Source organism: Pseudooceanicola antarcticus (assembly GCF_900215355.1).
In the GTDB taxonomy this organism is placed as follows: Bacteria; Pseudomonadota; Alphaproteobacteria; order Rhodobacterales; family Rhodobacteraceae; genus Pseudooceanicola; species Pseudooceanicola antarcticus.
The window spans coordinates 192,969-219,065 of record NZ_OBEA01000003.1 but is presented as its reverse complement, the minus strand read 5'-3'; the positions used below and the strand labels follow the sequence as shown (position 1 = coordinate 219,065).

The 26,097-nt window shown below is 67.7% G+C and carries 24 protein-coding genes and 1 riboswitch; of the genes, 16 read left to right on the top strand and 8 right to left on the bottom strand.

The annotated features are described in order from the left end of the window. Window positions 1-86: 86 nt before the first annotated feature. The 3 genes from CRO50_RS08965 to CRO50_RS08955 form a co-directional block, all read right to left on the bottom strand. Window positions 87-848: an ABC transporter permease gene (locus CRO50_RS08965; protein ID WP_097145565.1), complete on the bottom strand. Its 762-nt coding sequence runs from the start codon at window positions 846-848 to the stop codon at window positions 87-89. Continuing rightward, window positions 845-1,777: an ABC transporter ATP-binding protein gene (locus CRO50_RS08960; protein ID WP_097145564.1), complete on the bottom strand. Its 933-nt coding sequence runs from the start codon at window positions 1,775-1,777 to the stop codon at window positions 845-847. Before CRO50_RS08960 ends, CRO50_RS08965 begins: the two co-directional genes overlap by 4 nt. Before the next feature lie 273 nt (window positions 1,778-2,050). Continuing rightward, window positions 2,051-2,569: an SRPBCC family protein gene (locus CRO50_RS08955; RefSeq protein ID WP_097145563.1), complete on the bottom strand. Its 519-nt coding sequence runs from the start codon at window positions 2,567-2,569 to the stop codon at window positions 2,051-2,053. A gap of 555 nt (window positions 2,570-3,124) precedes the next feature. On the opposite strand from CRO50_RS08955, the gene CRO50_RS08950 reads away from it, so the two are divergent. The 3 genes from CRO50_RS08950 (at window position 3,125) to CRO50_RS08940 (ending at window position 5,221) form a co-directional block, all read left to right on the top strand. After that, window positions 3,125-3,484 carry a hypothetical protein gene (locus CRO50_RS08950; protein ID WP_097145562.1) on the top strand — a complete coding sequence of 120 codons (360 nt, stop codon included), beginning with the start codon at window positions 3,125-3,127 and terminating at the stop codon, window positions 3,482-3,484. Window positions 3,485-3,591: 107 nt separating this feature from the next. Then, on the top strand, window positions 3,592-4,578 hold the full coding sequence (locus CRO50_RS08945) for a DUF1775 domain-containing protein (protein WP_097145561.1): 987 nt from the start codon (window positions 3,592-3,594) through the stop codon (window positions 4,576-4,578). A 55-nt stretch (window positions 4,579-4,633) separates the two neighbouring features. Then, window positions 4,634-5,221, top strand: a complete 588-nt coding sequence (locus tag CRO50_RS08940) for an SCO family protein (RefSeq protein WP_097145560.1) — start codon at window positions 4,634-4,636, stop codon at window positions 5,219-5,221. Between the two features lie 37 nt (window positions 5,222-5,258). Here CRO50_RS08940 and CRO50_RS08935 read toward each other — a convergent pair whose 3' ends face one another. The 4 genes from CRO50_RS08935 to CRO50_RS08920 form a co-directional block, all read right to left on the bottom strand. Further along, complete coding sequence (locus CRO50_RS08935) at window positions 5,259-7,703, bottom strand: GcvT family protein (protein WP_097145559.1); 2,445 nt, start codon at window positions 7,701-7,703, stop codon at window positions 5,259-5,261. An 11-nt stretch (window positions 7,704-7,714) separates the two neighbouring features. Next, window positions 7,715-8,266 carry a helix-turn-helix domain-containing protein gene (locus CRO50_RS08930; protein WP_097145558.1) on the bottom strand — a complete coding sequence of 184 codons (552 nt, stop codon included), beginning with the start codon at window positions 8,264-8,266 and terminating at the stop codon, window positions 7,715-7,717. A 143-nt stretch (window positions 8,267-8,409) separates the two neighbouring features. Further along, a complete protein-coding gene (gene pdxR / locus CRO50_RS08925; protein ID WP_097145557.1) occupies window positions 8,410-9,882 on the bottom strand; it encodes a MocR-like pyridoxine biosynthesis transcription factor PdxR in 1,473 nt (490 codons plus the stop codon). A gap of 52 nt (window positions 9,883-9,934) precedes the next feature. Next, window positions 9,935-11,326, bottom strand: coding sequence for an aminotransferase family protein (locus tag CRO50_RS08920; protein ID WP_097145556.1), 1,392 nt, complete (start codon window positions 11,324-11,326; stop codon window positions 9,935-9,937). 264 nt (window positions 11,327-11,590) lie between these two features. Here CRO50_RS08920 and CRO50_RS08915 point away from each other — a divergent pair, with 264 nt between their 5' ends. The 4 genes from CRO50_RS08915 (at window position 11,591) to CRO50_RS08900 (ending at window position 16,010) form a co-directional block, all read left to right on the top strand. Then, window positions 11,591-12,589 carry a taurine ABC transporter substrate-binding protein gene (locus CRO50_RS08915; RefSeq protein ID WP_232617654.1) on the top strand — a complete coding sequence of 333 codons (999 nt, stop codon included), beginning with the start codon at window positions 11,591-11,593 and terminating at the stop codon, window positions 12,587-12,589. A gap of 74 nt (window positions 12,590-12,663) precedes the next feature. Then, window positions 12,664-13,470 (top strand): ABC transporter ATP-binding protein, encoded by an 807-nt coding sequence (locus CRO50_RS08910; RefSeq protein WP_097145554.1) that lies wholly within the window; start codon window positions 12,664-12,666, stop codon window positions 13,468-13,470. Beyond that, a complete protein-coding gene (locus CRO50_RS08905) occupies window positions 13,467-14,732 on the top strand; it encodes an ABC transporter permease (RefSeq protein ID WP_097145553.1) in 1,266 nt (421 codons plus the stop codon). Before CRO50_RS08910 ends, CRO50_RS08905 begins: the two co-directional genes overlap by 4 nt. 171 nt (window positions 14,733-14,903) lie before the next feature. Beyond that, a complete protein-coding gene (locus tag CRO50_RS08900; protein WP_179747239.1) occupies window positions 14,904-16,010 on the top strand; it encodes an ROK family protein in 1,107 nt (368 codons plus the stop codon). 47 nt (window positions 16,011-16,057) lie between these two features. Here the strand turns inward: CRO50_RS08900 and CRO50_RS08895 are convergent, their stop codons facing one another. After that, window positions 16,058-17,437: an SLC13 family permease gene (locus CRO50_RS08895; RefSeq protein ID WP_097145551.1), complete on the bottom strand. Its 1,380-nt coding sequence runs from the start codon at window positions 17,435-17,437 to the stop codon at window positions 16,058-16,060. Between the two features lie 219 nt (window positions 17,438-17,656). Between CRO50_RS08895 and CRO50_RS08890 the strand changes: the two genes are divergently transcribed. The 9 genes from CRO50_RS08890 to CRO50_RS08850 all read left to right on the top strand — a co-directional run bounded on the left by CRO50_RS08890 (window position 17,657) and on the right by CRO50_RS08850 (window position 26,084). Further along, window positions 17,657-18,136: an Lrp/AsnC family transcriptional regulator gene (locus CRO50_RS08890; protein WP_097145550.1), complete on the top strand. Its 480-nt coding sequence runs from the start codon at window positions 17,657-17,659 to the stop codon at window positions 18,134-18,136. 134 nt (window positions 18,137-18,270) lie between these two features. Continuing rightward, window positions 18,271-19,740 carry an NAD-dependent succinate-semialdehyde dehydrogenase gene (locus CRO50_RS08885; protein ID WP_097145549.1) on the top strand — a complete coding sequence of 490 codons (1,470 nt, stop codon included), beginning with the start codon at window positions 18,271-18,273 and terminating at the stop codon, window positions 19,738-19,740. A gap of 49 nt (window positions 19,741-19,789) precedes the next feature. Then, window positions 19,790-21,160 carry an aspartate aminotransferase family protein gene (locus CRO50_RS08880; protein ID WP_097145548.1) on the top strand — a complete coding sequence of 457 codons (1,371 nt, stop codon included), beginning with the start codon at window positions 19,790-19,792 and terminating at the stop codon, window positions 21,158-21,160. Window positions 21,161-21,340: 180 nt separating this feature from the next. Further along, a riboswitch (TPP riboswitch) is annotated at window positions 21,341-21,434 on the top strand. A gap of 61 nt (window positions 21,435-21,495) precedes the next feature. After that, window positions 21,496-22,299 carry a hydroxyethylthiazole kinase gene (gene thiM, locus CRO50_RS08875; RefSeq protein ID WP_097145547.1) on the top strand — a complete coding sequence of 268 codons (804 nt, stop codon included), beginning with the start codon at window positions 21,496-21,498 and terminating at the stop codon, window positions 22,297-22,299. 14 nt (window positions 22,300-22,313) lie between these two features. Beyond that, the gene (gene thiE, locus CRO50_RS08870) at window positions 22,314-22,952 is read left to right on the top strand and encodes a thiamine phosphate synthase (RefSeq protein WP_097145546.1); all 639 of its coding nucleotides are present in this window, start codon (window positions 22,314-22,316) and stop codon (window positions 22,950-22,952) included. Continuing rightward, window positions 22,949-23,743, top strand: coding sequence for a bifunctional hydroxymethylpyrimidine kinase/phosphomethylpyrimidine kinase (gene thiD, locus CRO50_RS08865; protein WP_097145545.1), 795 nt, complete (start codon window positions 22,949-22,951; stop codon window positions 23,741-23,743). Before thiE ends, thiD begins: the two co-directional genes overlap by 4 nt. A 3-nt stretch (window positions 23,744-23,746) precedes the next feature. Continuing rightward, the gene (locus CRO50_RS08860; protein WP_097145544.1) at window positions 23,747-24,676 is read left to right on the top strand and encodes an ABC transporter substrate-binding protein; all 930 of its coding nucleotides are present in this window, start codon (window positions 23,747-23,749) and stop codon (window positions 24,674-24,676) included. Further along, complete coding sequence (locus tag CRO50_RS08855; RefSeq protein ID WP_097145543.1) at window positions 24,673-25,368, top strand: ATP-binding cassette domain-containing protein; 696 nt, start codon at window positions 24,673-24,675, stop codon at window positions 25,366-25,368. Before CRO50_RS08860 ends, CRO50_RS08855 begins: the two co-directional genes overlap by 4 nt. Further along, entirely contained in the window at window positions 25,365-26,084 is a 720-nt protein-coding gene (locus CRO50_RS08850; protein ID WP_097145542.1) for an ABC transporter permease, read from the top strand. Before CRO50_RS08855 ends, CRO50_RS08850 begins: the two co-directional genes overlap by 4 nt. The last annotated feature ends 13 nt before the right edge of the window (window positions 26,085-26,097 follow it).

Genomic DNA, 26,097 nt, shown 5'->3' with positions numbered 1-26,097 from the left:
GGCCAGAAATACTCCGGGGGGAGCGCGCAGCGCGGGGGGCAGAGCCCCCTCCCCTTCCACCTGTCACGGCCGGGTGGCGCGACAGGTCAGTCGCGCAGCCGCCAGCCGGTCTGGAAGATCCGCGCCACGATCAGCAGGCAGATCCCGAAGAAGGCGGCGATGGCCAGCAGGCTCCAGCCCACGGGCACGTCGGCGATGCCGAAGAAGGCCCAGCGGAAGCCCGAGATCAGGTAGAGCACCGGGTTGAACAGTGTCACCTTCTGCCAAAACTCGGGCAGCATGGTCGTCGAGTAGAAGGACCCGCCGAGGAAGACCAGCGGCGTGACGATCAGCAGCGGGACCAGCTGCAGCTGCTCGAAGTTCTTGGCCCAGATGCCGATGATGAAACCCATCAGCGAGAAGGCGAGGCAGGTCAGCACGAGGAAGGCCACCATGGCAAAGGGATGCTGGATCTGGAGGTCGACGAAGACCGCCGCCGTGCCCAGGATCACGGCCCCGATGAACAGCGCCTTGGTCGCTGCGGCCCCGACGAAGCCGATGACGATCTCCAGGAAGTTCACCGGCGCCGAGAGGAGCTCGAAGAAGGTACCGACGAATTTCGGGAAGTAGATCCCGAAGCTGGCGTTGGAGATCGACTGCATGATCACCGACAGCATCACCAGGCCCGGCACGATGAAGGCCGCGTAGGTGACCCCCTCGACCTCCTGGATCCGGGAGCCGATGGCGGCGCCGAAGACGACAAAGTAGAGCGAGGTCGAGATCACCGGAGAGACGAAGCTCTGCAGGATGGTGCGGAAGAACCGCGACATCTCGTTGACGTAGATGGCCTGGATGGCACGCAGGTTCATGTGTCTGCTCCTTCTTCCACGAGGTCGACAAAGATGTCTTCCAGGGAACTCTGGCTGGTGTGCAGGTCTTTCAGCACGATGCCGGCATCGGTGAAGGCCCGCATCAGGCCGGCGATGCCCGTGCGCTCGGCCTGGGTGTCGTAGCTGTAGGTCAGCGCCGTCCCGTCCGCGGAGAGCTGCAGATCATAATCCGACAGGGCGGCGGGCACCTCGGTCAGCGGCTCGCGCAGCTCGACCGTCAGCTCCTTGCGGCCCAGGCGGCTCATCAGGTCGGCGGTCTTTTCGACCATCAGGATCTCGCCGCCGCGGATCACCGCGACGCGGTCGGCCATGGCCTCGGCCTCTTCGATGTAGTGGGTGGTCAGGATGATGGTGACGCCCGCGGCCTTCAGATCGGCCACCACGTCCCACATCTCCTTGCGCAGGGCCACGTCGACGCCCGCGGTCGGTTCGTCGAGGAACAGCACCCGCGGCTCGTGGGCCAGCGCCTTGCCGATCAGCACCCGGCGCTTCATCCCGCCCGAGAGCTCGCGCACGCGGTTGGCGCGCTTGTCCCAGAGCGCCAGCTTGCGCAGCACGTCCTCGACCTTGGCATCGTCACGGGGCTTGCCGAAGAGCCCGCGCGAGAAATGCAGGTTGGCACCGACGTAGGAAAACGGCTCGAGGTTGATTTCCTGCGGCACCAGCCCGATCAGCTCGCGCGCCTGGCGGTACTGCGTCTTGATGTCGAACCCGGCCACGGTGGCCGAGCCCGACGTGGGTTCGGTGATCCCGCACAGCGTCGAGATCAGGGTCGTCTTGCCGGCCCCGTTGGGCCCCAGAAGGGCAAGGATCTCGCCCTCTTCGATATCAAGCGTAACGCCCTTGAGGGCCTCGAAACCCCCGTCATAGACCTTCCGGAGGTCGCGGATCTGAAGGATCGCGGACATTCTCTTCTCCCTGGAGGTGAGGTTTCTGGCGGGCCGGAATGGCCCGCGCGGCGCGGTGTCGCATGCAAGACCGCTTGGCAGAGATAGGTCAGCCACAGCGAGGTTTCACTGTGCCATATCACACATCCGTGTGTTAGCGCCCGCATCAATGCACATGATGGCAGCCGGCCCGGCCCTGTCCGGACCGGGCGACCTCGCCTTGTCAGCGGGTCCGGCCAGCCAGCCCTGACCTGCCGCTCCAGCCCGCCAGCCCCGGCCGGCAAGCCCAGGCGGTCAGCTGCGGCGCAGGCGGCTCAGCCAGCCCTTCTTCTCGGCTTCCGAGGTGGCTTCGCCCTCTTCCGCATCCTCGGCGGGGCCTTCCAACACCTCCTGGAAGCGGGTGAAGAACTGATCCGCCATCTTCTTGGCAAAGCCGTCGATCACCCGAGAGCCGAGTTGCGCCAGCTTGCCGCCGACCTTGGCCTCGACCTGGTAGCTGAGCTCGGTGCCCCCCTCGACCTCGGCCAGGGAGACCTTGGCCAGACCCTTGGCGAAGCCCGCGGCGCCGCCCTTGCCTTCGCCTGAAAGCGTCAGCGCCTCGCCCTCGGTGATCTCGCTGACCGTGACCTTGCCCTTGAAGGTGGCCTTCACCGGGCCGACCTTCTGCACGACGGTGGCCTCGAAACCCTCTTCGGGGGTGCCGGACACATCCTGCGCGCCGGGGACGCATTCCTGCAGAACCTCGGGCGACAGCAATGCCGCAAAGACCGTTGCCTTGTCCGCGGCGATCACGCGGCTGTCACTCATCTCCATCGGGGCACTCCCTGCTTCTCCGACCCCGACGCGACGGGCGCTCGGGGATTGTCCTTGTCGGGCGCAAACTAGTGCAAAGCCCTGGGCATGGAAAGCAGATGCGGCAGATCATGGGGGGGGGAGTGGACCCATAGGGTCCGGACCGACAGAGGGACGTCTGTCGGTCCGGGTCCCGGACAACGTTTGTGGGTAACGCGAAAGTGCGTCCGGGAGCCCATGGTGCCGGGTCGGGGCTTGGTGTGTGTGTGTGTCAGCTGTGCCGACCCGGCTCAAGCGCGCCACACGGTCCTTGCAGGCTTCCCCTCGCGGGGTCTGAAGTGCCGCCTTGGCGCAGAGCCTTCGCCTTCCGGGTCTCCCCGTCAGAGCTTGGCTCCTTGAGGCCCTATGTGCCCGAGTCCGCGCCCATTTTCACCTGACCATCAGGCTCATGCGGCGGAACAAGGGATAGGGGGCCTATCCGAAAGGATAGGTTCGGCAGGTGGCGCTCCTGCGGCAGATCGCTCCAGCCTGCGGCGGGCCCTTCCGCCGTCGCGCGCCGCAGGTTAGAAGAGAGCCATGCTGACCGCGCCCCGCCGCCTTGTCGTTCTTTGCCTGCTGGTGCTGACCCTCGCCTGGGGGGCACTGCTGTCGTCTGCGCATATGGCGCCCTCGGCGGACGAGATCGCGCGCGCCTCCAGCGTGCTGGCACTGGAGCCGGGCAATGGCTCGATCTGTGCCGACGGCACCGAGGCGCAACATGCGCATCACTGCCCCTTCTGCCATGCCCTGCCCGAGAGCCCGGCCCTTGGCATCGCGCCTGCCGTCTCGCGCATGGTCTTCGCCCTGGCGGGCCCGGCCCTGCGCCTTGCCCCGGTGCCCGCGGCCCCGCCGCGCCGCGCCAACACCCCACGCGCTCCCCCCCTGTTCCTGGCCTGAAACCGCTGACCGGCACCGACCGGCAGCATCACGCCGCGCCCCAGGGCGCCACGACCCATAGGCACGACGGCCCGTAGCGGCCCCCCGTGCAGGAACAGAGACCTGATATGAAAACCACCATTCTGACCGCGCTTGCCCTCACCACCGCCATGGCAGGCTCCGCCTCGGCCCATGCCACGCTGGATCAGCGCAGCGCCACGCTGGGCGAGACCACCAAGATCAGCCTGCGCGTGCCCCATGGCTGCGAAGGCGAGGCGACCCATACCGTCCGCCTGACCATCCCCGAGGGCTTCTACAACGTGAAGCCGATGCCCAAGGCGGGCTGGGAGCTGAGCACCACCACCGGCGCCTATGCGACGCCCTACATGAACCACGGCACCAAGATGACCGAGGGCGTGCGCGAAGTGACCTGGAGCGGCGGCCACCTGGAAGACGGCTGGTACGATGAATTCACCGTGCGCGGCAGCTTCGCCAATGCCGAGACGGGCAGCACGCTCTATTTCCCCGCGGTGCAGGAATGCGCCAACGGGGTGGCCGACTGGACCGATACCTCCGGCGGCGAGGTGGCGAACCCCGCCCCCAAGCTGCAGCTGGTGGCCGGTGACGCGATGGCCCATGACCACGCGGGCCACGGTGCCCACGCGGGCCATGCCATGGAGGCAGAGGCGGGCCCCGTCACCCTGGGGGCGCTGACCCTCTCGGATGGCTTCTCGCGCGCGACGCTGCCCAATGCCCCTGTCGGCGGCGGCTTCCTGACCATCACCAACAACGGCGACAGCGCCGACCGCCTGATCGCCGTCGAAACCGCGGTTGCGGGCCATTCCGAGATCCACGAGATGGCCATGGAAGGCGACGTGATGCGCATGCGAGAGCTCGAAGACGGGCTCGAGATCCCCGCCGGCGAAACCATCGAGCTGAAGCCCGGCGGTTTCCACCTGATGTTCATGAAGCTGCAACAGCCGCTGGTCGAGGGCGAGACGGTTGACGTCACCCTGACCTTCGAGACCGCCGGCACCGTGACCCTGCCGCTGGCCATCGGCGCGCCGAATGCCAAGACCCATGGCCATGGCGACCACGAGCACATGGACCACTAAGACCCCTCCCGGCCCTGCATCTCGCAGGGCCGCCACTCAGACAGGAGTACCCAAGATGAGCAGAAAGGGCCTGATGCTGGCGCTCTGGGGCCTCGTTGCCCTGGCGATCCTCGCCTTTGCCGCCCTCAAGGTGATCCAGCCGATGCTGAACCGTACCCTGGCCGACGAGCTGGGCCGCGGCGACTACGAGCTGCAGATGACCGATGGTGGCACCTTCACCGAAGACAGCCTGAAGGGCGCCTATACGGCGGTGTTCTTCGGCTTCACCCATTGCCCCGAGGTCTGCCCCACCACCCTGGGCGACATTGCCACCTGGCAGGAAGACCTGGGCGAGGACAAGCAGCTGCGCGTCTACTTCGTCACCGTCGACCCCGAGCGGGACGACGTCGACACCCTGCGCGACTATGTCTCCTGGGCGCCGGGCGTCACCGGCGTCTCGGGCTCGCGGGACGAGATCGACGAGGCGATCAAGGCCTTCCGGGTCTATGCCCGGCAGGTGGAGCTGGAAGATGGCGACTACACCATGGACCATTCGGCCTCGGTGCTGCTCTTCGACCAAAAGGGCCGCTTCTTCGAGCCGATCGGCTACCAGGAAGACTACGACCGGGTGATCGACAAGATCCGCCGCATGCAGGCGAGCTGAGATAAAGGGGGGCGGTCTTCGGACCGCCCCTTCTCGTTCAGAGCTTCACCCGCTCCGACGTCGGGTCATGGAAGGGCCGCAGGCTGGCCTCTGCCCGCACCCGGCGCCCCGCCACGTCGATCTCGTAGCGAGATCCCAGCAGCTCTTCCACGCTCTGCCCGGCACAGGGGACATAGCCCATCCCAAGCGCCGCCCCCAGGTGGTGGCCATAGGCCCCCGAGGTCAAATGGCTGACCACTTGACCATCCCGCAGCACCGGCTCTGCGTGGTAGAGCAGCGGTTCGGGCTCGGAGAGCTTGAACTGCACCAGACGCATCGAAAGCCCCACGTCCTTCTTGCGCAGCACCGCCTCGCGGCCGATGAAATCGGGCTTGGCGGTCTTCACCGCAAAGCCCAGGCCGGCCTCAAGCACATGATCCTCGCAGGTGATGTCGTGGCCGAAGTGGCGATAGCCCTTCTCCATGCGGCAACTGTCCATCATGTGCAGCCCGCAGAGCTTCGCGCCGACCAGGCGACCGGCCCGGTGGATTTCCTCGAAGACATGCCCGGCCATGTCGGAGGAGACGTAGATCTCCCACCCCAGCTCGCCGACGTAGGTGACGCGATGCGCGCGGGCCAGGGCCATGCCGATCTCGATCTCGCGGGCCTGGCCGAAGGGGTGGGCCGTGTTCCCGAGATCCGCCCGAGAGATCAGGCCGAGGAGGTCGCGCGCCTTGGGGCCCATGACGGCAATCACCGCCTCGCCCGCGGTGACATCGGTCAGCGTGACGCGCCGGTCGCCCAGATGGCGGCGCATATGGGCCATGTCGGCCTGCACCGTCGCCGCCGGGGTGACCACCAGATAGGCGGTTTCCGACAGCCGCGTGATGGTCAAATCGGCCTCGATCCCGCCGCGCGAATTGAGGAACTGGGTGTAGACGATCTTGCCCGCCGCCACATCCATCTGCCCGCCCGCGACATGATTCAGGAAGGCGCAGGCCTCCGGCCCCTCGACGCGGATCTTCCCGAAGGAGGACATGTCGTAGATCCCCACCCCCTCGCGCACCGCGCGGTGCTCCTGGGCGACATTGGTGAACCAAGAGGGGCGCTGCCAGCTGTAGTCGTAGACCGGCTCCTGTCCGGGTTTGGCGAACCAGTTGGCGCGCTCCCATCCGGCGAACTCCCCGAAGACCGCGCCCATGGCCGTCAGGTGGGAATGCAGCGGCGACCGCCGCACCCCCCGTGCCGTGGCTTTCTGCCGGAAGGGGAAGTGATCGGCATAGAGCAGCCCGAGCGTCTCTTTCGAGCGTTCCGCCAGGTAGGTCCGGTTGCCCTGGAAGGGCTGCATCCGGGCGATATCCACATCGCCAAGGTCAAAGGGCTTCTCGCCCGCATCCATCCATTCTGCCAGCGCCTTGCCGGCGCCGCCCGCCGACTGGATTCCGATGGAGTTGAACCCCGCCGCAACCCAGACATTGTCCATCTCGGGCGCCTGGCCCAAGTGATAGGCATCATCGGGGGTAAAGCTCTCGGGGCCGTTGAAGAAGGTATGGATGCCCGCCTCGGCCAGCATGGGCATGCGGGTGATCGCGGCCTCCATGATGGGCTCGAAGTGCTCGAAGTCCTCGGGCAGCTGGTCGAACTCGAAATCCTCGGGGATGCCGTCCAGGGCCCAGGGCTTGGCGACGGGCTCAAACGCCCCGAGAAGGATCTTGCCCGCATCTTCCTTGTAGTAGGCGCATTCGTCGGGCACGCGCAGGGTGGGCAGCTGGCCCAGACCCTCGATGGTGTCGGTGACAAGGTAGAAATGCTCGCAGGCCTGCAGGGGGACGTTGACGCCCAGCATGCGGCCGACCTCCCGACCCCACATGCCAGCACAGTTGACCACGTGGTCGCAGGAGATGTGCCCCTGCTCTCCCTCGGCTTCCCAATCCACCCCGGTGATGCGGCGGCCCTGCCGGGCCACGCCGGTGACCTTCACCCGCTCCAGCACCTGCGCGCCGCGCATCTTCGCGCCCTTGGCCAGCGCCAGCGCGATGTTCGCCGGGTCGCCCTGCCCGTCCTTCGGCAGATAGACCCCCGCCGTCGCGCCCTCGATGTTCACATGCGGATACATCGCCTTCACATCCTGTGGCGAGATCGCCTCGGCCTCGACGCCGAAGGCACGCGCCATGGCGGCCTGGCGCAGGATCTCTTCCCGCCGCGCCTCGGTCAGCGCCAGGGTGATCGAGCCATTGCGGCGGAACCCCGTCGCCACGCCCGTCTCGGCCTCAAGCCCGCCGTAGAGCTCCTGAGAGTACTTCGCCAGCCGCGTCATGTTCTTCGACGAGCGCAACTGCGCGATCAGCCCGGCGGCATGCCAGGTAGTGCCCGAGGTCAGCTGCTTGCGCTCCAGCAGCACCACGTCGCGCCAGCCCTGCAATGTCAGGTGATAGGCGACGGAACAGCCGATGACTCCGCCGCCGATGATGACGACGCGGGCGGACTTGGGGGGAAGGGCCATGGAAGGAACTTTCAGTAGACGGGAGGCGAGATGACCCAGACCGCCACGGCGGGCGCATCATAGGGATTGAACCAGCGGAAGCTCTGCCTGCGGATGCGGAAGCTGTCGCCTTCGGAGACGGTGAAGGGTTGATCGTCCAGCTCGATATCCAGCTGGCCCGAGACCAGGTAGGCGACCTCCTGGGTGGGTCGGCGGATCAGCTCATCGCCCTCGGTGCGGGGCAGGAAGACCGAGTGGATGACCTCGAAACTGTCGGTCAGATCGGGAGAGATCAGGGTCTCGATCAGCCCCTGTTCGGGATCGCCCATCTTGCGGCGGGCATGGGCGCGCACGATCCGGCCGCGCTCGGCCTCGGGCGCATCGGGCGCGCCGAAGAGCAACGACAGCGGCACCTCGAAGGTATCGGCCAGCTTGCGCAGGTCGGACATGCGGGGCTGCGACTTGTCGCGCTCGACCTGGCTGAGCCAGCCGGTGGAGCGGCCGACGCGGAACGAGAGTTCTTCAAGCGTCATGCCACGGGCAAGGCGCAGGGCGCGGATGTCCTGTCCAAGGGTATCGGGCATGGCTCCCTCCTGAAATGAAGAATCTACGCAATTCTTCACGCACACAAATGAAGAATCCAAGACATTTTTCATTTCCCGCCGAGGCGCAGGAAAAAGCTGCCCCTGCAGTGCTGCGAAAACGGGCGAAGGTCAGGTGAGAGGGCTCAGGCGCGGGCCAGTTCTTCCGTCGCGCGGGCGATCAGCTCGATCCCCTGCGGGATGCGATTGCTGGCAATCGAGGAATAGGCCAGCCGGTAGAAATTCTGGTTCGGCTCTTCGGGGTTGAAGAAGGCCTGTCCGGGCTCGATCAACACCGAATCCTCGCGTAGGCGCAGCGCCAGCGCGGTGGTGCTGACCCCCGCGGGCGCGCGCAGCCAGAAAGAGGAGCCCCCCGACAGCCCCGGCGTCGCCAGCTCAAGCCCGTTCTCCTCGATCGCCTTTTCCATCACCGCCCGACGGCGCGAGAAGGCATCGCCCATGCGGGTCAGCTGGGCATCGAAATGCCCCAGCGACAGGAAGTAGGCCATGGTGCGCTGCACGTGGCCGGGCGGGTGGCGCATGATATAGGCCCTGAGCGAGCGCGCCTGGCGGATGAAGGGCTCTGGCGCCACAAGGTAGCCCATGCGCAGACCCGGAAAGAGCGTCTTCGAGAACGATCCCACGTAGATCACGCAGCCGGTGCGGTCCTGGGCCTTCAGCGCCGGCGTGGGCGCGCGCAGCGAGGGCAGCTCGAACTCGTAGTCATCCTCGATGATGATGAAGTTTTCCTCGCGCGCACGGCGCAAGAGCTCGCGTCGCCGCGCAATGGGCATGGTGACGCTGGTCGGGCAATGGTGGCTGGCGGTGGTGCAGACCACGTCGGCGCCATGGGGGATCGCCTCGGGTGGCAGGCCGTCCTGGTCGACCTCGGCAAAGACGGTGCGGCAGCCGACCTGGCGCAGCAGGTCACGCAGGCCCGCGTAGCCAGGGTTCTCCATCACGGCGGTCTTCTCGGGCGAGAGCAGCAGCTGGGTGGCGAACCAGAGCGCGTTCTGCGCGCCCATGGTCAGCAGCACCTCCTCGGGGCGGGCCGAGATCCCCCGGCGGGGCAGCAGCTGGCGGCGCAGGTATTCGATCAGCACCGGGTCGTCGCGCTCGTAGTAATCCGTCGTCAGCGACTCGAAGTCCTTGCGGCCAAGGGCGTTCAGAGCGCAGAGCCGCCAGTTCTGGTGGTCGAAGAGCCGGGGGTCGCTCTGGCCGTAGATGAAGGGGAAATGGTAATTGCGCCAGTCCGAGGGGCGGACCAGTTCCGAGGGCGGCGCGAAGGGGTTGGCGATCACGCTGTCCCAGTCCACCGCGTCCTCGGGGTCGGGCGGCGGCGGGCGGAACTGCGGCAGGCGCGGGGCCGTGTCGGACACGAAGTAGCCCGAACGGTCGCGCGAGACCAGATAACCGTTTGCGACCAGCTCGTTATAGGCCAGCGACACGGTGATCCGCGCCACCTTCAGGTGCTTGGCGAAAGCGCGGGTCGAGGGCATCTTCTCGCCCGCCTGGAAACGCCCAGAGAGGATCGAATCCGCCACCAGCCCCTGGATCTGCTGTTGCAGGGTGCGTTCGCTGTCGGGGTCCAGGAAGAGGGTTTCGGTGGGTATGGCCATGGTGTCCTCGGGGCTGCCCCAGCCTAGGCGGCAGGGACTCCGGGGAAAAGCCCTAGCCCAGCACCCTGGTCAAGGCCTGATCGAGGGTCGAGGTGATCTCGTCGATCTCATCGGCGCTGACGCAGAGCGATGGTGCCAAGCAGAGCGTGTTGTTTAGCCCCTGCATCGCGCGGGCGGTGCTGCCGATCAGCACTCCGCGCGCCTGGCACTCGGCCAGCACCCGTTGCACCTGCGCCTCGGCCAGCGGCGCGCGCGTGCTCCGGTCCGCCACCAGCTCGGCCCCGCAGAACAGGCCCTTGCCCCGCACATCACCGATTGCCGCGTGGTTTTCCTGCAATGCCCGCAGGTTATCCATCAGCCGGTCGCCCATGTTGCGGGTGTTTTCCAACAGGTTCTCTTCCTCGATGATCGCCATGTTCTCGAGCGCCGCGGCCGGACCCGCCGTGCAACCGGCATAGGTCGAGATATCGCGGAAGTGGCTCATCTCGTCCTCGGGCGCATCCTTGAAGGTGTCGAATACCTCTTCGGTGGTGACCAGGCAGGCCACGGCGGCATAGCCCGAGGCCACCCCCTTCGCCATGGTGACGAAATCGGGTTTCAAGCCGTAATGCTGGTAGCCGAACCAGGTGCCGGTGCGACCCAGGCCACAGACCACCTCGTCCAGATGCAGCAGGATGTCGTACTTGGCGCAGATCTGCTGCACGCGCTCCCAGTAGCCCATGGGCGGGGTGATGACGCCGCCACCGGCGGTGATCGGTTCCAGACAGAGGGCGCCGATGGTGTCTGGGCCCTCGCGCAGGATGACCTCTTCGATGGCATCGGCAGCGCGTTCACCATAGCTGCCCGCATGATCGCCCTCGCCCCACTGGGCGCGGTATTCCAGGCAATGGGGCACCTCGACGAAACCGGGGGTGAAGGGGCCGTAGTCGCGCACCCGCTGGCCCTGCCCGCAGGCCGAAAGCGCGGTGATCGAGGCGCCGTGGTAATCGCGTTCCCGGAACAGGATCTTGCTCTTGCGCCCGCCATGCCGCTTCACCGCGATCTGGCGGATCATCTTCCAGGCCTTCTCGTTCACCTCGGTGCCGGAATTGCCGTAGTAGACCCGGCTCATCCCCGGCATCCTGCTGATCAGTTTCTCGGCAAACTGCGCCCCCGGAACCGAGCCGGTGGTCTGGGCGAAGAAGTTCATCTCGGTCAGCGCATGGGCCACGGCCTGGGCGATGCGGGCCCGGCCATAGCCCACGTTGACCGTCCAGACACCGCCCGAGACCCCATCCAGGAACTGCCGCCCCTCGGCATCCCAGACGCGCAGCCCCTGCCCCTTCACGAAGACCCGAGGGTCCCTTGTTTCAAAGGGCTTGTGCTGGGTCAGGTGGTGCCAGACATGGGCGCGGTCCGCGGCAACGGCGGCCGCATTTGGGTTGGCAGGCAGGTCGAGGGTCATGACGGATTCCTTCTGGTGCGAGAGGGGGATGCTGCAGTGCGGCGGGGTGGTTCCCGGAATGAAATGCACGGAAAAGAGACGCGCGATAGGGCCAGAACAGCGGTTGCCATGAATCCAGTTTGCGTCGGTGATTGCCCCCCGCCGAGGGCCCCGTAACGCTGACCGGGATAGACCGGCCGATCGCCCGCCGGACACCGCCCGAAGGGCGGGCCGGAGGGCCAGGACAAGGCCGGAGATCACGACAACATGGAGAAGGATCAGATCATGAAAACCAACAAGCTGCTGTCCGGCGCAGCCTTCCTCGGCGCCCTCATGAGCGCCAATGCCGCCTTTGCCCAGGAAGAGATCACCGTGGGCTATTTCCTCGAATGGCCGATGCCCTTTGAATACGCCAAGGCCACCGGCATGTACGACGAAGCGCTCGGCATGACCGTCAACTGGGTGTCCTTCGACGCCGGCACCGCGATGTCGGCCGCCATGGCCTCGGGCGATGTGCAGATCTCGGTCAGCCAGGGCGTGCCGCCCTTCGTCGTTGCGGCCTCCGCCGGCCAGAGCCTGGTTGCCGCCGACATCGCCGTCTCCTACGCCGAGAACGACAACTGCGTCGTCGCCGAGACCCTCGAGATCGACAAGACCTCGGCCATGGAGCTGGAAGGCAAGAAGGTCGGCGTGCCGATCGGCACCGCCGCCCACTACGGCTTCCTCAAGCAGATGGACCACTTCGGCGTCGACATCACCACCATGGACATCGTCGACATGGCCCCCGCCGATGGCGCTGCCGCCTTCGCCCAGGGTTCGCTCGACATGGTCTGCGGCTGGGGTGGCGCGCTGCGCCGCATGAAAGAGCATGGCAACGTGCTGCTGACCGGCGCCGAGAAGGAAGAACTGGGCATCCTGGTCTTCGACGTGACCTCGACCACCGCCGATTTCGCCGCTGAATCCGGCGACGTGCTGACCAAGTTCCTGGCCGTCACCGCCGAAGCCAACGCCATGTGGGCGGAAGGCTCGATGAAGGACGAGATGCTGGAAGTCATCGCCAAGGACGCCGGCATGGATGTCGACGCCACGGCCGAGACCCTGGCCACCTTCGAATTCCCCACCGTGGAAGAGCAGCTTTCGGCCAAGTGGATGGGCGGCGGCGTCCAGGAGTTCATGCTGGGCGTGGCCCAGGTGTTCAAGGACGCAGGCTCCATCCCCGCGTCGCTCGACAGCTACGAAGACACGGTCGATGCCAGCTTCCTCGAAGCGCTCGACGGCATGTGATCCATGCCGGGAAGGCGCGCCTTGCGCCTTCCCACCCCCTGTTCACACCACATTGCGAAGGGAAGGTGCCTTCAATGGATGGCCTTCACATAGAGAATATCTCGATGCGCTTCGACCTGCCCAACGGGACCTCGGTCCAGGCGTTGAAGAACGTGTCGATGGACATCAAGACCGGCGAGATGGTCTCGATCCTGGGGCCTTCGGGCTGTGGCAAGACCACGCTTCTGAACATCGTCGCCGGTTTCCTGGCCCCCACCGAGGGCGCCGTGAAGCTGGGCGAGAAGGCCGTCGCGGGCCCCGGCCCCGAGCGCGGCATGGTGTTCCAGAAGGGCGCTCTCTTTGAATGGATGTCGGTGCGCAAGAACGTCGAGTTCGGCCCGCGCATGAAGGGCATGCCCAAGGCAGAGCGCGACAAGATCACCGATCACCTGCTCGAGACCGTCGGCCTGCAGGACTTCAAGGAAAAGGCCGTCTACGAGCTTTCGGGTGGCATGCAGCAGCGCGTGGCCCTTGCCCGCTGCCTGGCCAACGAGCCCGATGTCATCCTGATGGACGAACCGCTGGGTGCGCTGGACGCACTGACCCGCGAGAAGATGCAGGGCCTGGTGCTGAAGCTCTGGAAAGAGACCGGAAAGACCGTGATCCTGATCACCCATTCGGTGGAAGAAGCGCTTCTGCTTGGTGAGCGGCTGATCGTCATGGCCCCGCGTCCGGGCCGCATCCACAAGGAATACCAGTTGCCCTTCGCCGAGCGCGGCGTCAACGCGGACCTGCGCGAAGTGAAGAAAAGCGAAGGTTTCCAGGAAACCCGGGACGAGATCCTGTCGATGATCTGGGAAATGGAAGAAGAGATCATGGGTCGATCGGAGGACGCGGCATGACCGGCTGGATCGTCCTTTTCGCCTATATCGCGCTCTTCACCCTGGGCTATTTCGTCGTCCGCCTGGCCAAATGGCTGGGCCGGCCGAACCGCGACTTCACCTCGCTCAAGACCGTCACTTTCGGGGATGAAAGCGCCATCCGTCCCGACCGGGCGGCCTCGTTCATCTCGGTGCTGGTGATCTTCCTGATCTGGGGCGCCTTCACCGGCTCCAAGTGGGTGCCCTTCCACGTCCCCGGCCCCTTCACCGGCGATGCCGTCTTCAGCTACACCGCCCAGGATGCCTCGGGCGCCCGTGACGAGGGCACCGTGACGGTGCGCGTCCACGAAGTCGGCCTGGATGCCGATGATCCCGAGGTCGAGCCCGGCGACGGCTTTGCCAAGAACGACGTGGATACCGTCGGCGCCTGGCGCTCGACCCTGATCCGCGCCACCTCGAACGACGAGGGCGAAGAGGTGAACGTGGTGGCCGTCGAAGGCCAGCCGATCGCACCGGGCGAGACCGTCAAGGTCCCCGATGGCGAAGTCACCATGACCGCCAAGGGCTCTCTCAACTTCCAGCCTGCCAAGGGTCTGCAGATGGAGCCGATCTGGATGCCGCCGCCCGAAGACGTGCTCAAGCGCTTCAAGGAGATCGCCACCGAGGGCTATCAGAACTTCACCCTGTGGCAGCACCTGGGTTCGTCGCTGATGCGCGTGCTGGCGGGCTTCTTCCTGGGCTCCATCGTCGGTATCCCGCTGGGCTACGCCATGGGTCTCTCGGGCTGGTTCCGCGGCTGGTTCGATCCCATCGTCGAGTTCATGCGTCCGGTGCCGCCGCTGGCGCTGATCCCGCTGGTGATCATCTGGTTCGGCATCTGGGAGACCGGCAAGATCGTCCTGCTGTTCCTCGCCGCGCTCTGGGTGATGACCATCGCGGCACGGGCGGGCGTTTCCGGCGTCAACATCTCGAAGGTCCATGCGGCCTATTCGCTGGGGGCCTCGAAGCGGCAGCTGCTGATGCATGTGATCCTGCCCAACTCCCTGCCCGAGATCTTCACCGGCGCGCGGGTGGCCATGGGCGTCTGCTGGGGCACCGTCGTCGCGGCCGAACTGGTCGCGGCACAGAAGGGCGCGGGCATGATGATCATCGCCGCCTCGAAGTTCCAGCTGACCGATATCGTGCTGATGGGGATCATCCTGATCGGCATCATCGGCTATGGCATCGACATCCTGATGCGCCTGGCCGAGCGCTTCCTTGTGCCCTGGAAGGGCCGCGTCTGAATACGCCTCCAGGCCCGCAAGACGCCTCGAGACCTGCAAGACAGGGGTCCGGTTCTGCCGGGCCCCTTTTTGCTTCCGGCGGCAGCCGCGATGTTTCCGCAATTGCGCTCGTGCCGAAGTGACGCTTCGGAGTCTCTTCCGTTGCGTCATCCACGGGGCTACCAAATCTCCATGTTTCCACGTTTCTCATTGCCTCTGTCCGGTATTCAGAAAGACATCCTGCGCCGCCTTGCCCTTGAAGGCCCCCTCAAGCGTGCCGGCCTGATCGCCGACACCGGCCTCTCGGCGCAGACCATCATGCGGGCCATTGCCCCCCTGCGCGACGCAGACGTCGTGTCGGAAACCCCGATCCGCATCGGAGAGCGCGGCCAGCCCGCGCGGGAGCTGCGGCTCAGGCCGGGACGGCTGTGCCTGCTGGGGGTCAGCGTCTCGGAGTTCGAGGTGAGCGTGAAGCTGCGCGACCTGGCCGGGGCGATCTTCTACCGCGAACGCGAACGCGGGGCCTATGGCGATCCCGAGCTGGCGATGCAGACCCTGGGGCTGATGCTGGCCCAGGCCCGCGCCGCGCTGCCGCCGGGGTCCGATTGCATCGGCACCGGCATCGCCGCCCAGGGCTACATGGTGGAAGCCGGCCGTCGGGTGGCCGCGCGCGGCGGCATCACGGACTGGATCGCGCTCGACCTCATGGGCCGCATCGAAGAGATGACCGGCCTGCCCACCACCCTCGAGAACGACTCCCGCGCGCTGGCGCTCTGGGTGCAGGACAACCTGCCCGAACTGCCGCAGGAGGCCTTCTTCCTGCACCTCTCTTCGGGCATCGGCGGCGGGCAGGTCAGCGGCGGCCGACTGGTGCGCGGCGCCTGGGGCAATGCCGGCTCGGTCGGCGGCCTCATTCCGCGCGGACCCGACCGCCCCTCGGAGACCCGCATCCGCGCCGCCTTCGGGGTCGAGACCTGGGACGAGCTGCCGGGTATTCCGCCCAGGAAGCGGCAAGAAGGCATGGAGTGGCTGACCCGCGCGGCCGCGCAGCTTTCCCCGGCGCTTCAGGCCGTGGCCTCGCTCATCGACCCGGAGGTGATCTACATCGTCTGCCCCCTGCCTGACGAGATCGCCGAGGCGCTGATCGCGCGGGTCTCGCTGCTCTCAGAGGCCCGGCGCTCTACCCTGAAGGATCTGCCGCCCGACAAGCTGCGCCTGCCCCGGCTGGCGCATTGGCCCTCGGTCGAGCCCGATATCGCCGCCTGCGCCATCGCCCGCGACGCAGCGCTCGGGCGCTAGCCCCGCGCCGTCTGGGCGGGCCGCAGGCGCGGGGCCGGGGCGGGCCGTCAGATCCAGCCCAGGAGCTGCCACCAGAAGAAGGCCAGCGGGGTCAGCACCAGCAGGCTTACCGCCGCCAACGCCAGCAGGATCTTCAGCAGCGGCTTCACGCTTTCACCGGACAGGCCCATGGCCACCAGCAGGGGAGGCGCCTGGTAGGGGAAGAAGACCGTCGAGAACCCGATGACCTGGGTCATGATCACCGCATCCAGCGGCAGGCCCGTCAGCTCGCTCAGCTCTCCGGCCAGCACGGTCAGCACGGCGGGCACTCCGGGGATGGTGGTGAAGATCCCTGTCACCGCCCCCAGCCCCACCAGAGAGGCGAAATTGGCGAAGTCATGGCCCTGGGCCAGCGGCAGGATGCCCGTCAGCCAATGCGCCATCACCGGGCCGAGGCCGCTTTCGGTCACCACCACGCCCAGGCTCAGCGCCCCGGCAATGAAGAGCAGCGTGCCGAAGTCCATCGCCTGCTTGAAGGCCGGCCCGTCGAGGAAACCTATGCGCGGCATCAGGATGATGCAGGAGGCCGCCATGCCGATCCAGGCGGGGCTGATCCCGTGCAGCGTGTCGGTCAGCCAGAGCCCCAGGGTCGCCACCAGCAGCAGCACCAGCCAGCGCTGGCGCGCGGGATCCGACCTCACGCTGGTGTCGAGCTCTGGCGTGGCGCCGGGCTCGATCCGAGCGGGGAAGAAACGCAGCACCAGCCAAACGATGACCGGCGCCTTGACCAGCCCCAGCACCGGGAAGTGCAGCGCCAGGTAGCTGGCATAGGCCAGCCGCACGTCGTAAAGCCGCTCTGCCGCGCCCGCCAGCACCAGGTTGGGGATATTGCCCGGCAGCACGCCGAAGCCCGGCATATGGGTGCCGAAGGCGATGATCAGCGCGATGCCGATCCGCCCGTTCGAGCCCCGCCCGAAGCCCAGCCGGTCGGCCAGCGCCATGCCCACGGGCACCATCACCACCGCGCGCCCCACCGAAGAGGGCATGAGAAAGCTCAGCACGATGCAGAGGCCCATCAGGCCACCCAGAAGCGCCGGGTAGCTGTGGCTCAGCCGCGGCCCCAGCCCCTCGGCCAGCCGCGTGCCGAGGCCGACGCTGCGGATCGCCTCTCCGATGGTGAAGCCCGAGATCACCAGCCACATGGCCTGCGAGGAAAACCCCGAAAAGGCCTCGGCGGGGGCCGCGAGCCCGGCGATGATCACCACGGTCAGGAACAGCAGGCTGGCGGCATAGCCCGGCACCAGCGCCGTACCCCAGAGGCTGAGCGTCACCAGCACCGCGGCCAGGGTCTGCGCCTGCAATGCGGTAAGCCCCGGCACCCCCGCCAGCACCAATGCCAGGGCCAGCAGGGCCACCAGCCCGACAAGCGCTTCCTTCAGATATCTCATTCCGCCATCCCCGCGCCCCATGCTCGGGCGCCTTCACCTGCTTGCCGGGCAATTCTAGGCCGCGACCGCCCGGCTTGCCATCGCCAGTTGGCCGATCCCGCCCGTCACATGGCCGCACCGCCCGGAAAGACCCTTTGCCCTTCAAAGACCTGCGGCTCTGTGCGATGGAGAGGGGCCTTTCGGGGTTTCGACGCCCCATCCCTTTCTTGCGGATCACATATGCATGCACTGGACGAGCGCGACCTGGCCATCCTGAAGGCGGTCGCCGCCAATGGACGGATCACCAAGGTCGAGCTGGCCGAGCGCATCGGCCTCTCGCCCTCGCCCGCCTGGACGCGGCTGAAGCGGCTGGAAGCGGCCGGGCTGATCGAGGGCTACGGCGCGCGGCTGAACCTGCGCAAGCTGGGCCCCTCGGTCACCGTCTTCGTTGCCGCCGAGCTGGGCGAGCACAACGCCGCCTCCTTCCAGGGCTTCGAGAAGGCCATGCAGAGCTGGGACGAGGTCGTCGCCTGCTGGGCCCTTGGCGGCGGCTTCGACTACCTGCTGCAGATCGTCACCCGCGATATCGAAAGCTACCAGGCGCTGATCGACCACATGCTGGAAGCCCGCATCGGCCTGGCCCGCTACTTCACCTATATCGTGACCAAGCCCGTGAAGGGCCCCGAGCTGCCGCCGCTCGACCTGCTCTTCGGCGACTGACGGACCGGCCCACAGGCCAAACGGGCTGTCGCGGGCGCGCCTCGGGGCTCTTTGGTCCGTGAGGGCGGCCAACTTCGGTCTCACCTGCCGCGACAAGCTGCGATCCTGCCCTTGAACAGAAGGGAGCTCGCACCATGCATATCTCTGACATCTCCGGCACCATCGCCGAAAGCCTGCTGATCCACCGCCGGTCCCATATCGGCGGCAAATGGGTCGAGGCCGAGGGCGGCGCCAGTTTCGCCGTGACCAACCCCGCCGACGGACAGCTCCTGTGCAAGGTCGCCCGGCTGAGCGCCGACGAGGCCACCCAGGCGGTGGATGCCGCCCATGCCGCCTTCCCGGCCTGGGCCGCCACCCTGCCCCAGGACCGCGCCCGCATCCTGCGCCGCTGGCATGACCTGGTGCTGGCGCACCGCGAAGAGCTGGCCCGCATCATGGTGCTGGAACAGGGCAAGCCGCTCTCGGAAGCGCGCGGGGAAATCGACTATGGCGCCGGCTTCATCGAGTTCTACGCCGAAGAGACCAAGCGCCCCAACATCGAGGGCGTCACCAGCCACCTGCCCGATGCCGAGGTCGAGATCTGGCGCGAGCCGCTTGGCGTCGCAGCCCTCGTGACGCCGTGGAACTTCCCCTCGGCCATGGTGACCCGCAAGGCCGCCGCCGCGCTGGCCGCGGGTTGCACCGTGGTCGTCCATCCCTCCGCCGAAACGCCGCTTTCGGCGCTGGCGCTGGCCGAGCTGGCCCAGCAGGCCGGGCTGCCCGATGGCGTCTTCAACGTGATCACCGGTCACGCCCCCGAGATCGTCGGGCGCTGGATGGAAGACAAGCGCGTCCGGGCGCTTTCATTCACCGGCTCGACCGAGGTCGGGCGGCTGCTCTATCGTCAGTCCGCCGAGACGGTGAAACGGCTGGTGCTGGAACTGGGCGGCCATGCGCCCTTCATCGTCTTCGCCGATGCCGATCTGGATCGCGCGGTTTCGGAAGCCATCAAGGCCAAGTTCGCCACCTCCGGGCAGGATTGCCTGGGCGCCAACCGCTTCCTGGTCGAGCGCCCGGTCTACGAGGAATTCTGCCGGCGCTTCACCGAGGCCACCAAGGCGCTGACCCTCGGCACCGGCATGGAAGATCCCGACATCGGCCCGCTGATGAACGAAGGCGCAGTGGCCAAGCAGGAAAGCCATGTGGCCGATGCGGTCGCCAAGGGCGCGAAACTGCTGACCGGCGGCAAGCGCGACGAGCTGGGTCCGCTCTTCTACCAGCCCACGGTGCTGGCCGACGTGCCCGCCGAGGCGCTAATCATGAGCGAAGAGACCTTCGGCCCCGTCGCCGCCATCGCCCCCTTCGACACCGAGGACGAGGCGCTCTCCCGCGCCAATGCCACCGAATACGGCCTCGTGGCCTATGTCCACACGCTGGACCCGCGCCGCATCTACCGGCTCTCGCGCGGGCTTGAGTTCGGCATGGTCGCCGTCAACCGCACCAAGGTCACCGGCGCGCCCATTCCCTTCGGCGGCATGAAGCAATCCGGCGTCGGCCGCGAAGGCGCCCGCCAGGGCCTCGAGGCCTTCACCGAGGTCAAGTACATCTGCCGCGACTGGGCCTGAGGCCCGGCGCGCGCATCTCCCCAACAGGCAAAGAACCAAAGAGGACACCATGCTGAAGAACACGCAACTTGAAGACTGGGACCGCGAGAACTTCTTCCACCCCTCCACCCACCTGGCCGAATTCGCCCGTGGCAACCTGGCACAGCGGGTCATCACCACCGCCTCGGGCTGCCATATCGAGGACAGCGCGGGCAATCGCCTGCTGGATGGTTTCGCCGGTCTCTACTGCGTGAACGTCGGCTATGGCCGCCCCGAGATCGCCGATGCCATCGCCGCCCAGGCGCGCGAGCTGGCCTATTACCACGCCTACGTGGGGCACGGCACCGAGGCCTCGATCACCCTGTCGAAGATGATCCTCGACCGCGCGCCCGAGGGCATGTCCAAGGTCTACTTCGGCCTCGGCGGTTCGGATGCGAACGAGACCAACGTCAAGCTGGTCTGGTACTACAACAACATCCGTGGCCTGCCCGAGAAGAAGAAGATCATCTCGCGCTGGCGCGGCTACCATGGCTCGGGCCTGATGACCGGCTCGCTGACGGGCCTCGAGGCCTTCCAGAAGAAGTTCGACCTGCCGCTGGACCGGGTGCTGCACACCGACGCGCCCTATTACTTCCGCCGCAAGGACCTGGACCAGTCCGAGGCCGATTTCGTCGCCCAATGCGTGGCCTCGCTGGAAGAGCTGATCGCCCGTGAGGGCGCCGACACCATCGCCGCCTTCATCGGCGAACCGGCGCTTGGCACCGGCGGCCTCGTGCCCCCGCCCGCAGGCTACTGGCCTGCGATCCAGGAAGTGCTGGACCGCCACGACATCCTGCTGATCGCCGACGAGGTGGTCACCGGCTTCGGGCGTCTGGGCTCGATGTTCGGCTCGGATCACTACGGCATGCGCCCCGACCTGATCACCATCGCCAAGGGCCTGACCTCGGCCTATGCGCCGCTTTCGGGCTCCATCGTGGGCGACAAGATGTGGAAGGTGCTGGAGCAGGGCACTGACGAGAATGGCCCGATCGGCCACGGCTGGACCTACTCGGCCCACCCCATCGGCGCGGCCGCCGGTGTCGCCAACCTGAAGCTCATCGACGAGCTGGACCTGGTCTCCACCGCGGGCAAGGTCGGCGCCTACCTGAAGGGCGCTCTGAACGATGCCCTGGGCGATCATGCCAATGTCGGCGATATCCGGGGCGAGGGCCTGCTCTGCGCCGTGGAGCTGGTGGAAGACCGTGACAGCCGCAGCTTCTTCGATCCCAAGAAGGGCGTCGGCGCGGCGGTCAATGCGGCGCTTCTCAGCCGTGGGGTGATCAGCCGGGCCATGCCGCAGGGCGACATCCTGGGCTTCGCCCCGCCCTTCTGTCTGAGCGAATCCGAGGCAGACGAGATCGCCGGCAAGCTGGCCGAAGCGGTCCGCGAGGTGCTGGGCTGAGCGCCCCTGGCAGGCGGCTTGCGCCGCCCGCCAGCGCCTGAAGCAAGTCTACCGCCAAAGATAACATAATGAATGCAGTCACTTGACAGGACCCTCGGCGCCCGGCGCGCCGGGGGTCCTTGCATGTCTGGCCCCGAAGAACGCCTCTGGACATCCGCCCCGGCGTGGCGTTACCCCTAGGCCATCCGACAGGGGCGTCCGCGCAGCGGGCTGAGAAGCACCCTTTGAACCTGAACCAGATCATGCTGGCGTAGGAAGTCGCGGAACCCCCTCCTGCCACGGGTCCCTCCCGTCGTGGGAGGTGACCCGTCATCCCGCGCCCCAAGGAGCCCGGAATGACCGATTGGGGAACCCCGCTTACCGACATGCGCAAGGCTGCACCGCTGGTGCAATGCATGACCAACTATGTCTCGATGAACATTATGGCCAATGTGCTGCTGGCCGCAGGGGCCTCGCCCGCCATGGTTCATGCCGAGGAAGAGGCCGCCGAATTCGCCGGCATCACCAGCGCGCTGGCGATCAACATCGGCACCTTCTCGGGGCACTGGCTGCGCGCCATGGAGGCCTCGGCCAGGGTCGCGGGCGAACGCGGCATCCCCTGGGTGCTGGACCCGGTCGCCGTCGGCGCCACCAGCTTCCGCAACCAGGGCTCGACCGCGCTGCTCAAGCTCTCTCCGACGATCATCAAGGGCAATGCCTCCGAGGTGATCGCCCTGGCGGGGATCGGGGCGGGTATCTCTGCCAAGGGCAAGGGCGCGGACGCGGTACACGGGGTCGAAGCCGCCATCGAACCGGCCATCGAGCTGGCGCGGCAGAGCGGTGCGGTGGTGGTCGCCACGGGCCCGGTCGATTTCGTCACCGACGGCAGCACCCACTACCGGATCGCCAACGGCCATGCCCTGATGCCCAAGGTCACGGCGCTCGGCTGTGCCCTGGGCGGCATCATGGGCGCCTTCGCCGCCAGCGGCACGCCGCTGCTGCAGGGCACCGTCTCGGCGCTGGCCTACTACGGTCTGGCAGGCGAGCTGGCCGCCGAGGGCGCTGAAGGTCCAGGCAGCTTTGCCCTGCGCTTCGTCGATGCGCTTTCACAGATCGACGCCGAGATGCTCTCGGAGCGGGCGCAGGTCACCTCCGCATGAGCGGGGACCGACCCATGGGCCGGGAACGGGACCGGGACCGGGCCTCGCGCCTGGTCCCCGGTGTCTACTTCGTCACCCCGGATGGCGCCGACGAAGCGCTCGTGCTGGCTGCCATGCGCGGAGGAGCGGCGATGATCCAGCTGCGCGACAAGCGCGCCACGGATGCCGAACTGACCGCGCGCGCGCGCCGCCTGCTGCCTGCCCTGCGCGCGGCGGGCTTGCCGCTGATCATCAACGACCGGCTCGAGGTGGCGCTGGCCGCCGGGGCCGACGGTCTGCATATCGGCCAGGGCGACGGCGATCCCGCCGAGGCGCTGGCAGCCCTCGCCCCCGGCCAGATGCTGGGCCTTTCGGTCGAGGCCCTGGCCCATCTGTCCGCCATGCCGGCTGGGGTCGATCACATCGGCGCGGGCCCGGTGCGCTCGACCGCCACCAAGCCCGACCATGCGCCCCCCATCGGCTTCGACGGCCTGGCCGAGATCACCCGCGCCGCCCCCGTGCCCACCGTGGCCATCGGCGGGCTGAAAGAGGCCGATGTGGTCGCCGCCCGCATGGCGGGCTGCGCCGGCATCGCCGTGGTCAGCGCCATCTCGGAGGACCATGACCCCGAGGGCGCCACCCGCGCGCTGGTCCGGGCCTGGAGGCAAGGATGATTCCCAACGTGCTCTCCATCGCCGGCTCCGATCCCTCGGGCGGGGCCGGTATCCAGGCGGATCTGAAGGCGATCTCGGCCAATGGCGGCTACGCCATGGCCGTGCTCACCGCGCTGACGGCGCAGAACACCCAAGGGGTGCGCGCCGCGCAGCTGCTGGAGCCCGCCTTCATCCGCGCCCAGCTCGACGCGATCTTCGAGGATATCGAGGTCCACGCGGTGAAGATCGGCATGCTGGGCAGCGCCGCCATCACCCGCTGCGTCGCCGAGGCGCTGGCCGGGCGCGGCCTGCCGGTGGTGCTGGATCCAGTGATGGTCGCCAAGTCCGGCGACCGGCTGCTGGCGGCCGAAGCGGTGCAGGCGCTGCACGCGCTCTTCCCGCTGGCCACCGTCATCACCCCCAACCTGCCCGAGGCCGCCGACCTGCTGGGCTGCGAGGAGGCGCGCTCTCGGCCCCGGATGGAGACCCAGGCGCAGGCGCTGCGCGATCTGGGGGCGGGGGCGGTGCTGCTGAAGGGCGGCCACCTGTCGCAGGACGACAGCCCGGACCTGCTCAGCCACCCCGGTGGCACGCTCTGGATCGAGGGCCCGCGCCTGCCGGGCCGCGCCGCCCATGGCACCGGCTGCACGCTCTCGTCAGCCCTGGCCACCCAGCTGGCCCTTGGCCATCCGCTGCCCGAGGCCTGCCAGAGGGCCAAGGATTACATCTCTGGCGCCATCGCCGGTGCCGACCGCCTGCGGGTGGGACAGGGCCACGGCCCCACCGACCATTTCTTCGCCCATAGGAGCTGACCCATGCGCAAGCTGCTGACATCCCTCGCCCTCTCCATCCTCCCCCTGCCCGTCCTGGCAGAGCCCTTCTCGGTGATGCTGGACTGGTTCGTGAACCCCGACCACGGCCCGATCATTGTCGCCCAGGAGCGCGGCTATTTCGACGAGGCGGGACTGGAGGTGCAAATCATCGCCCCCGCAGATCCCGCCGATCCGCCGAAGATGGTGGCAGCGGGTCAGGTCGACATGGCGATCTCCTACCAGCCGCAGCTCTACCTTCAGCATGACGCGGGCCTGCCGGTCGCCCGTGTCGGCACTCTGATCGACAGCCCGCTCTACTGCGTCATGGTCGATGCCTCGGGCCCGGTGGAGAGCCTGGCCGATCTGAAAGGCAAGCGGGTCGGCTTCTCGGTCGCCGGGATCGAGGAGGCGCTGCTGCACCGCATGCTCCGCCACAACGGGGTCGCGCCCTCGGAAGTCACCCAGATCAACGTCAACTTCTCGCTCACCCCGGCGCTGGTCGCGGGCCAGGTCGAGGCGGTCTCGGGTGCCTTCCGCAACTTCGAGCTGCACCAGATGAGCGGTGTCGGCGCAGAGGGCCGCTGTTTCCTGCCCGAGGAGAACGGCGTGCCCGCCTATGACGAGCTGATCTACCTGTCCCACGCAGAGGCGGTGGAGGACCCGCGCATCGCCCGCTTCCTGGCAGCCACCGCCCGCGCGGCGGCCGAGATCGCCGCCGACCCCGAGGCGGGATGGGAGGACTTCAAGGGCCATGCGGCAGAGCTGGACGACCGGCTGAACCGCCTCGCCTGGCAGGACAGCTATCCGCATTTCGCCGCCGACCCCGGCGCGCTGGACGCCGACCGCTACGCAAGGTTCGGCGCCTACATGGTCGAGATGGGCCTGATCGAGGACGCCCCCGAGGTGTCCGAGATCGCGGTGGCGGTGGAGTGAGCCCCCACGGTCTGGGCGGCACGGTCCGGCTTGGCGGGCGGGTGCTGCTGCGCGATGCGGCGCTGCGGCTCGCCCCCGGCTGGACCTGCCTGCTCGGTCCCTCGGGCGCGGGCAAGTCGACGCTGCTGCGCCTTCTGGCCGGGCTGGAGGTCTCTGCCCGGCTGGAAGGCTGGCGCGAGGTGCCCGAGCGCATCGGCTGGATGGCACAGCGCGATCTCCTGCAGGAGCGGCTGAGCCTTTCGGCCAATGTGCAGCTCATGGCCCGGCTGCGCGGGCAGGCGCCCGACCCGGCGCGCGCCGCAGAGCTACTGGCCTCGGTCGGGCTGGCGGGGCGCGACGAGGCCCGCCCGGCAGAGCTTTCCGGCGGCGAGCGGCAGCGGGTCGCGCTGGCCCGCGCGCTTTTCGACGAGGCCCCGCTGGTGCTGCTGGACGAGCCCTTCTCGGCCCTCGACCCCGCCCGCCGCGCCGCCATGCAGACCCTGGCCCACACCGCCCTGCGCGGTCGGCAGGTGCTGATGGTCACCCATGATCCCGCCGAGGCCCTGCGCCTTGGCGATCGCATCTACCTGCTGCGGGATCAGCGGCTCGAGCCCCTGCCGCCGCTCGCCCCGCCACATCCCCGCCCCATGGGCGATACCGAGCTGGCCCTGGCCGCCGCCGCGCTTCTGGCCCGGTTGAGCGAGGCGGCATGATAAGGCGCGCGCTGCCCCTCCTGCTGCCGCTGCTGCTCTGGCAGGCGCTGACGCTCTCGGGGCAGGTGCCGCCCTATATCCTGCCCGCGCCCCTGGCGGTGGCAGAGGCGCTGGTGGCGGATAGGGCCCTGCTCTGGACCCATCTACTGGTCACCCTTTCAGAGGTCCTGATGGGCCTGGGCATCGGCCTTCTGCTGGGCGGGGGCGTGGCGATGACCACCAGCCTCTCGCCCCGGTTCGAGCGCCTCTCGCGCCCTGCCCTGGTGGCCTCGCAGGCGCTGCCGGTCTTCGTGCTGGCGCCGGTGCTGACCTTGTGGATGGGCTATGGCCCCGCGCCCAAGGTGGCGATGACGGTTCTTCTGGTGTTCTTCCCGGTGGCCTCGGGGCTGCGCGACGGGCTGGCCTCGACCCCGGCTGAGGTGCTGGACCTGGCGCGGCTGTCGGAGGCCTCGCCGTGGCGCGCGCTGCTCTGGCTGCGCCTGCCCCATGCCCTGCCGCATCTCGGCGCGGGGCTGCGGATCGCCGTGACCTATGCCCCCACGGGGGCGGTGATCGGCGAATGGGTCGGGGCCTCGAAGGGACTGGGCTACCTGATGTTGATGTCCAATGCCCGCATGCGGATCGAGCTGCTCTTTGCCGCGCTGATCCTGATCGTGGCGATGACGCTTGTGCTGAACCTCACTATGGACCGGCTGCTGCGCCGGCTCAGGATGTAGGCCCGAAAGCGCG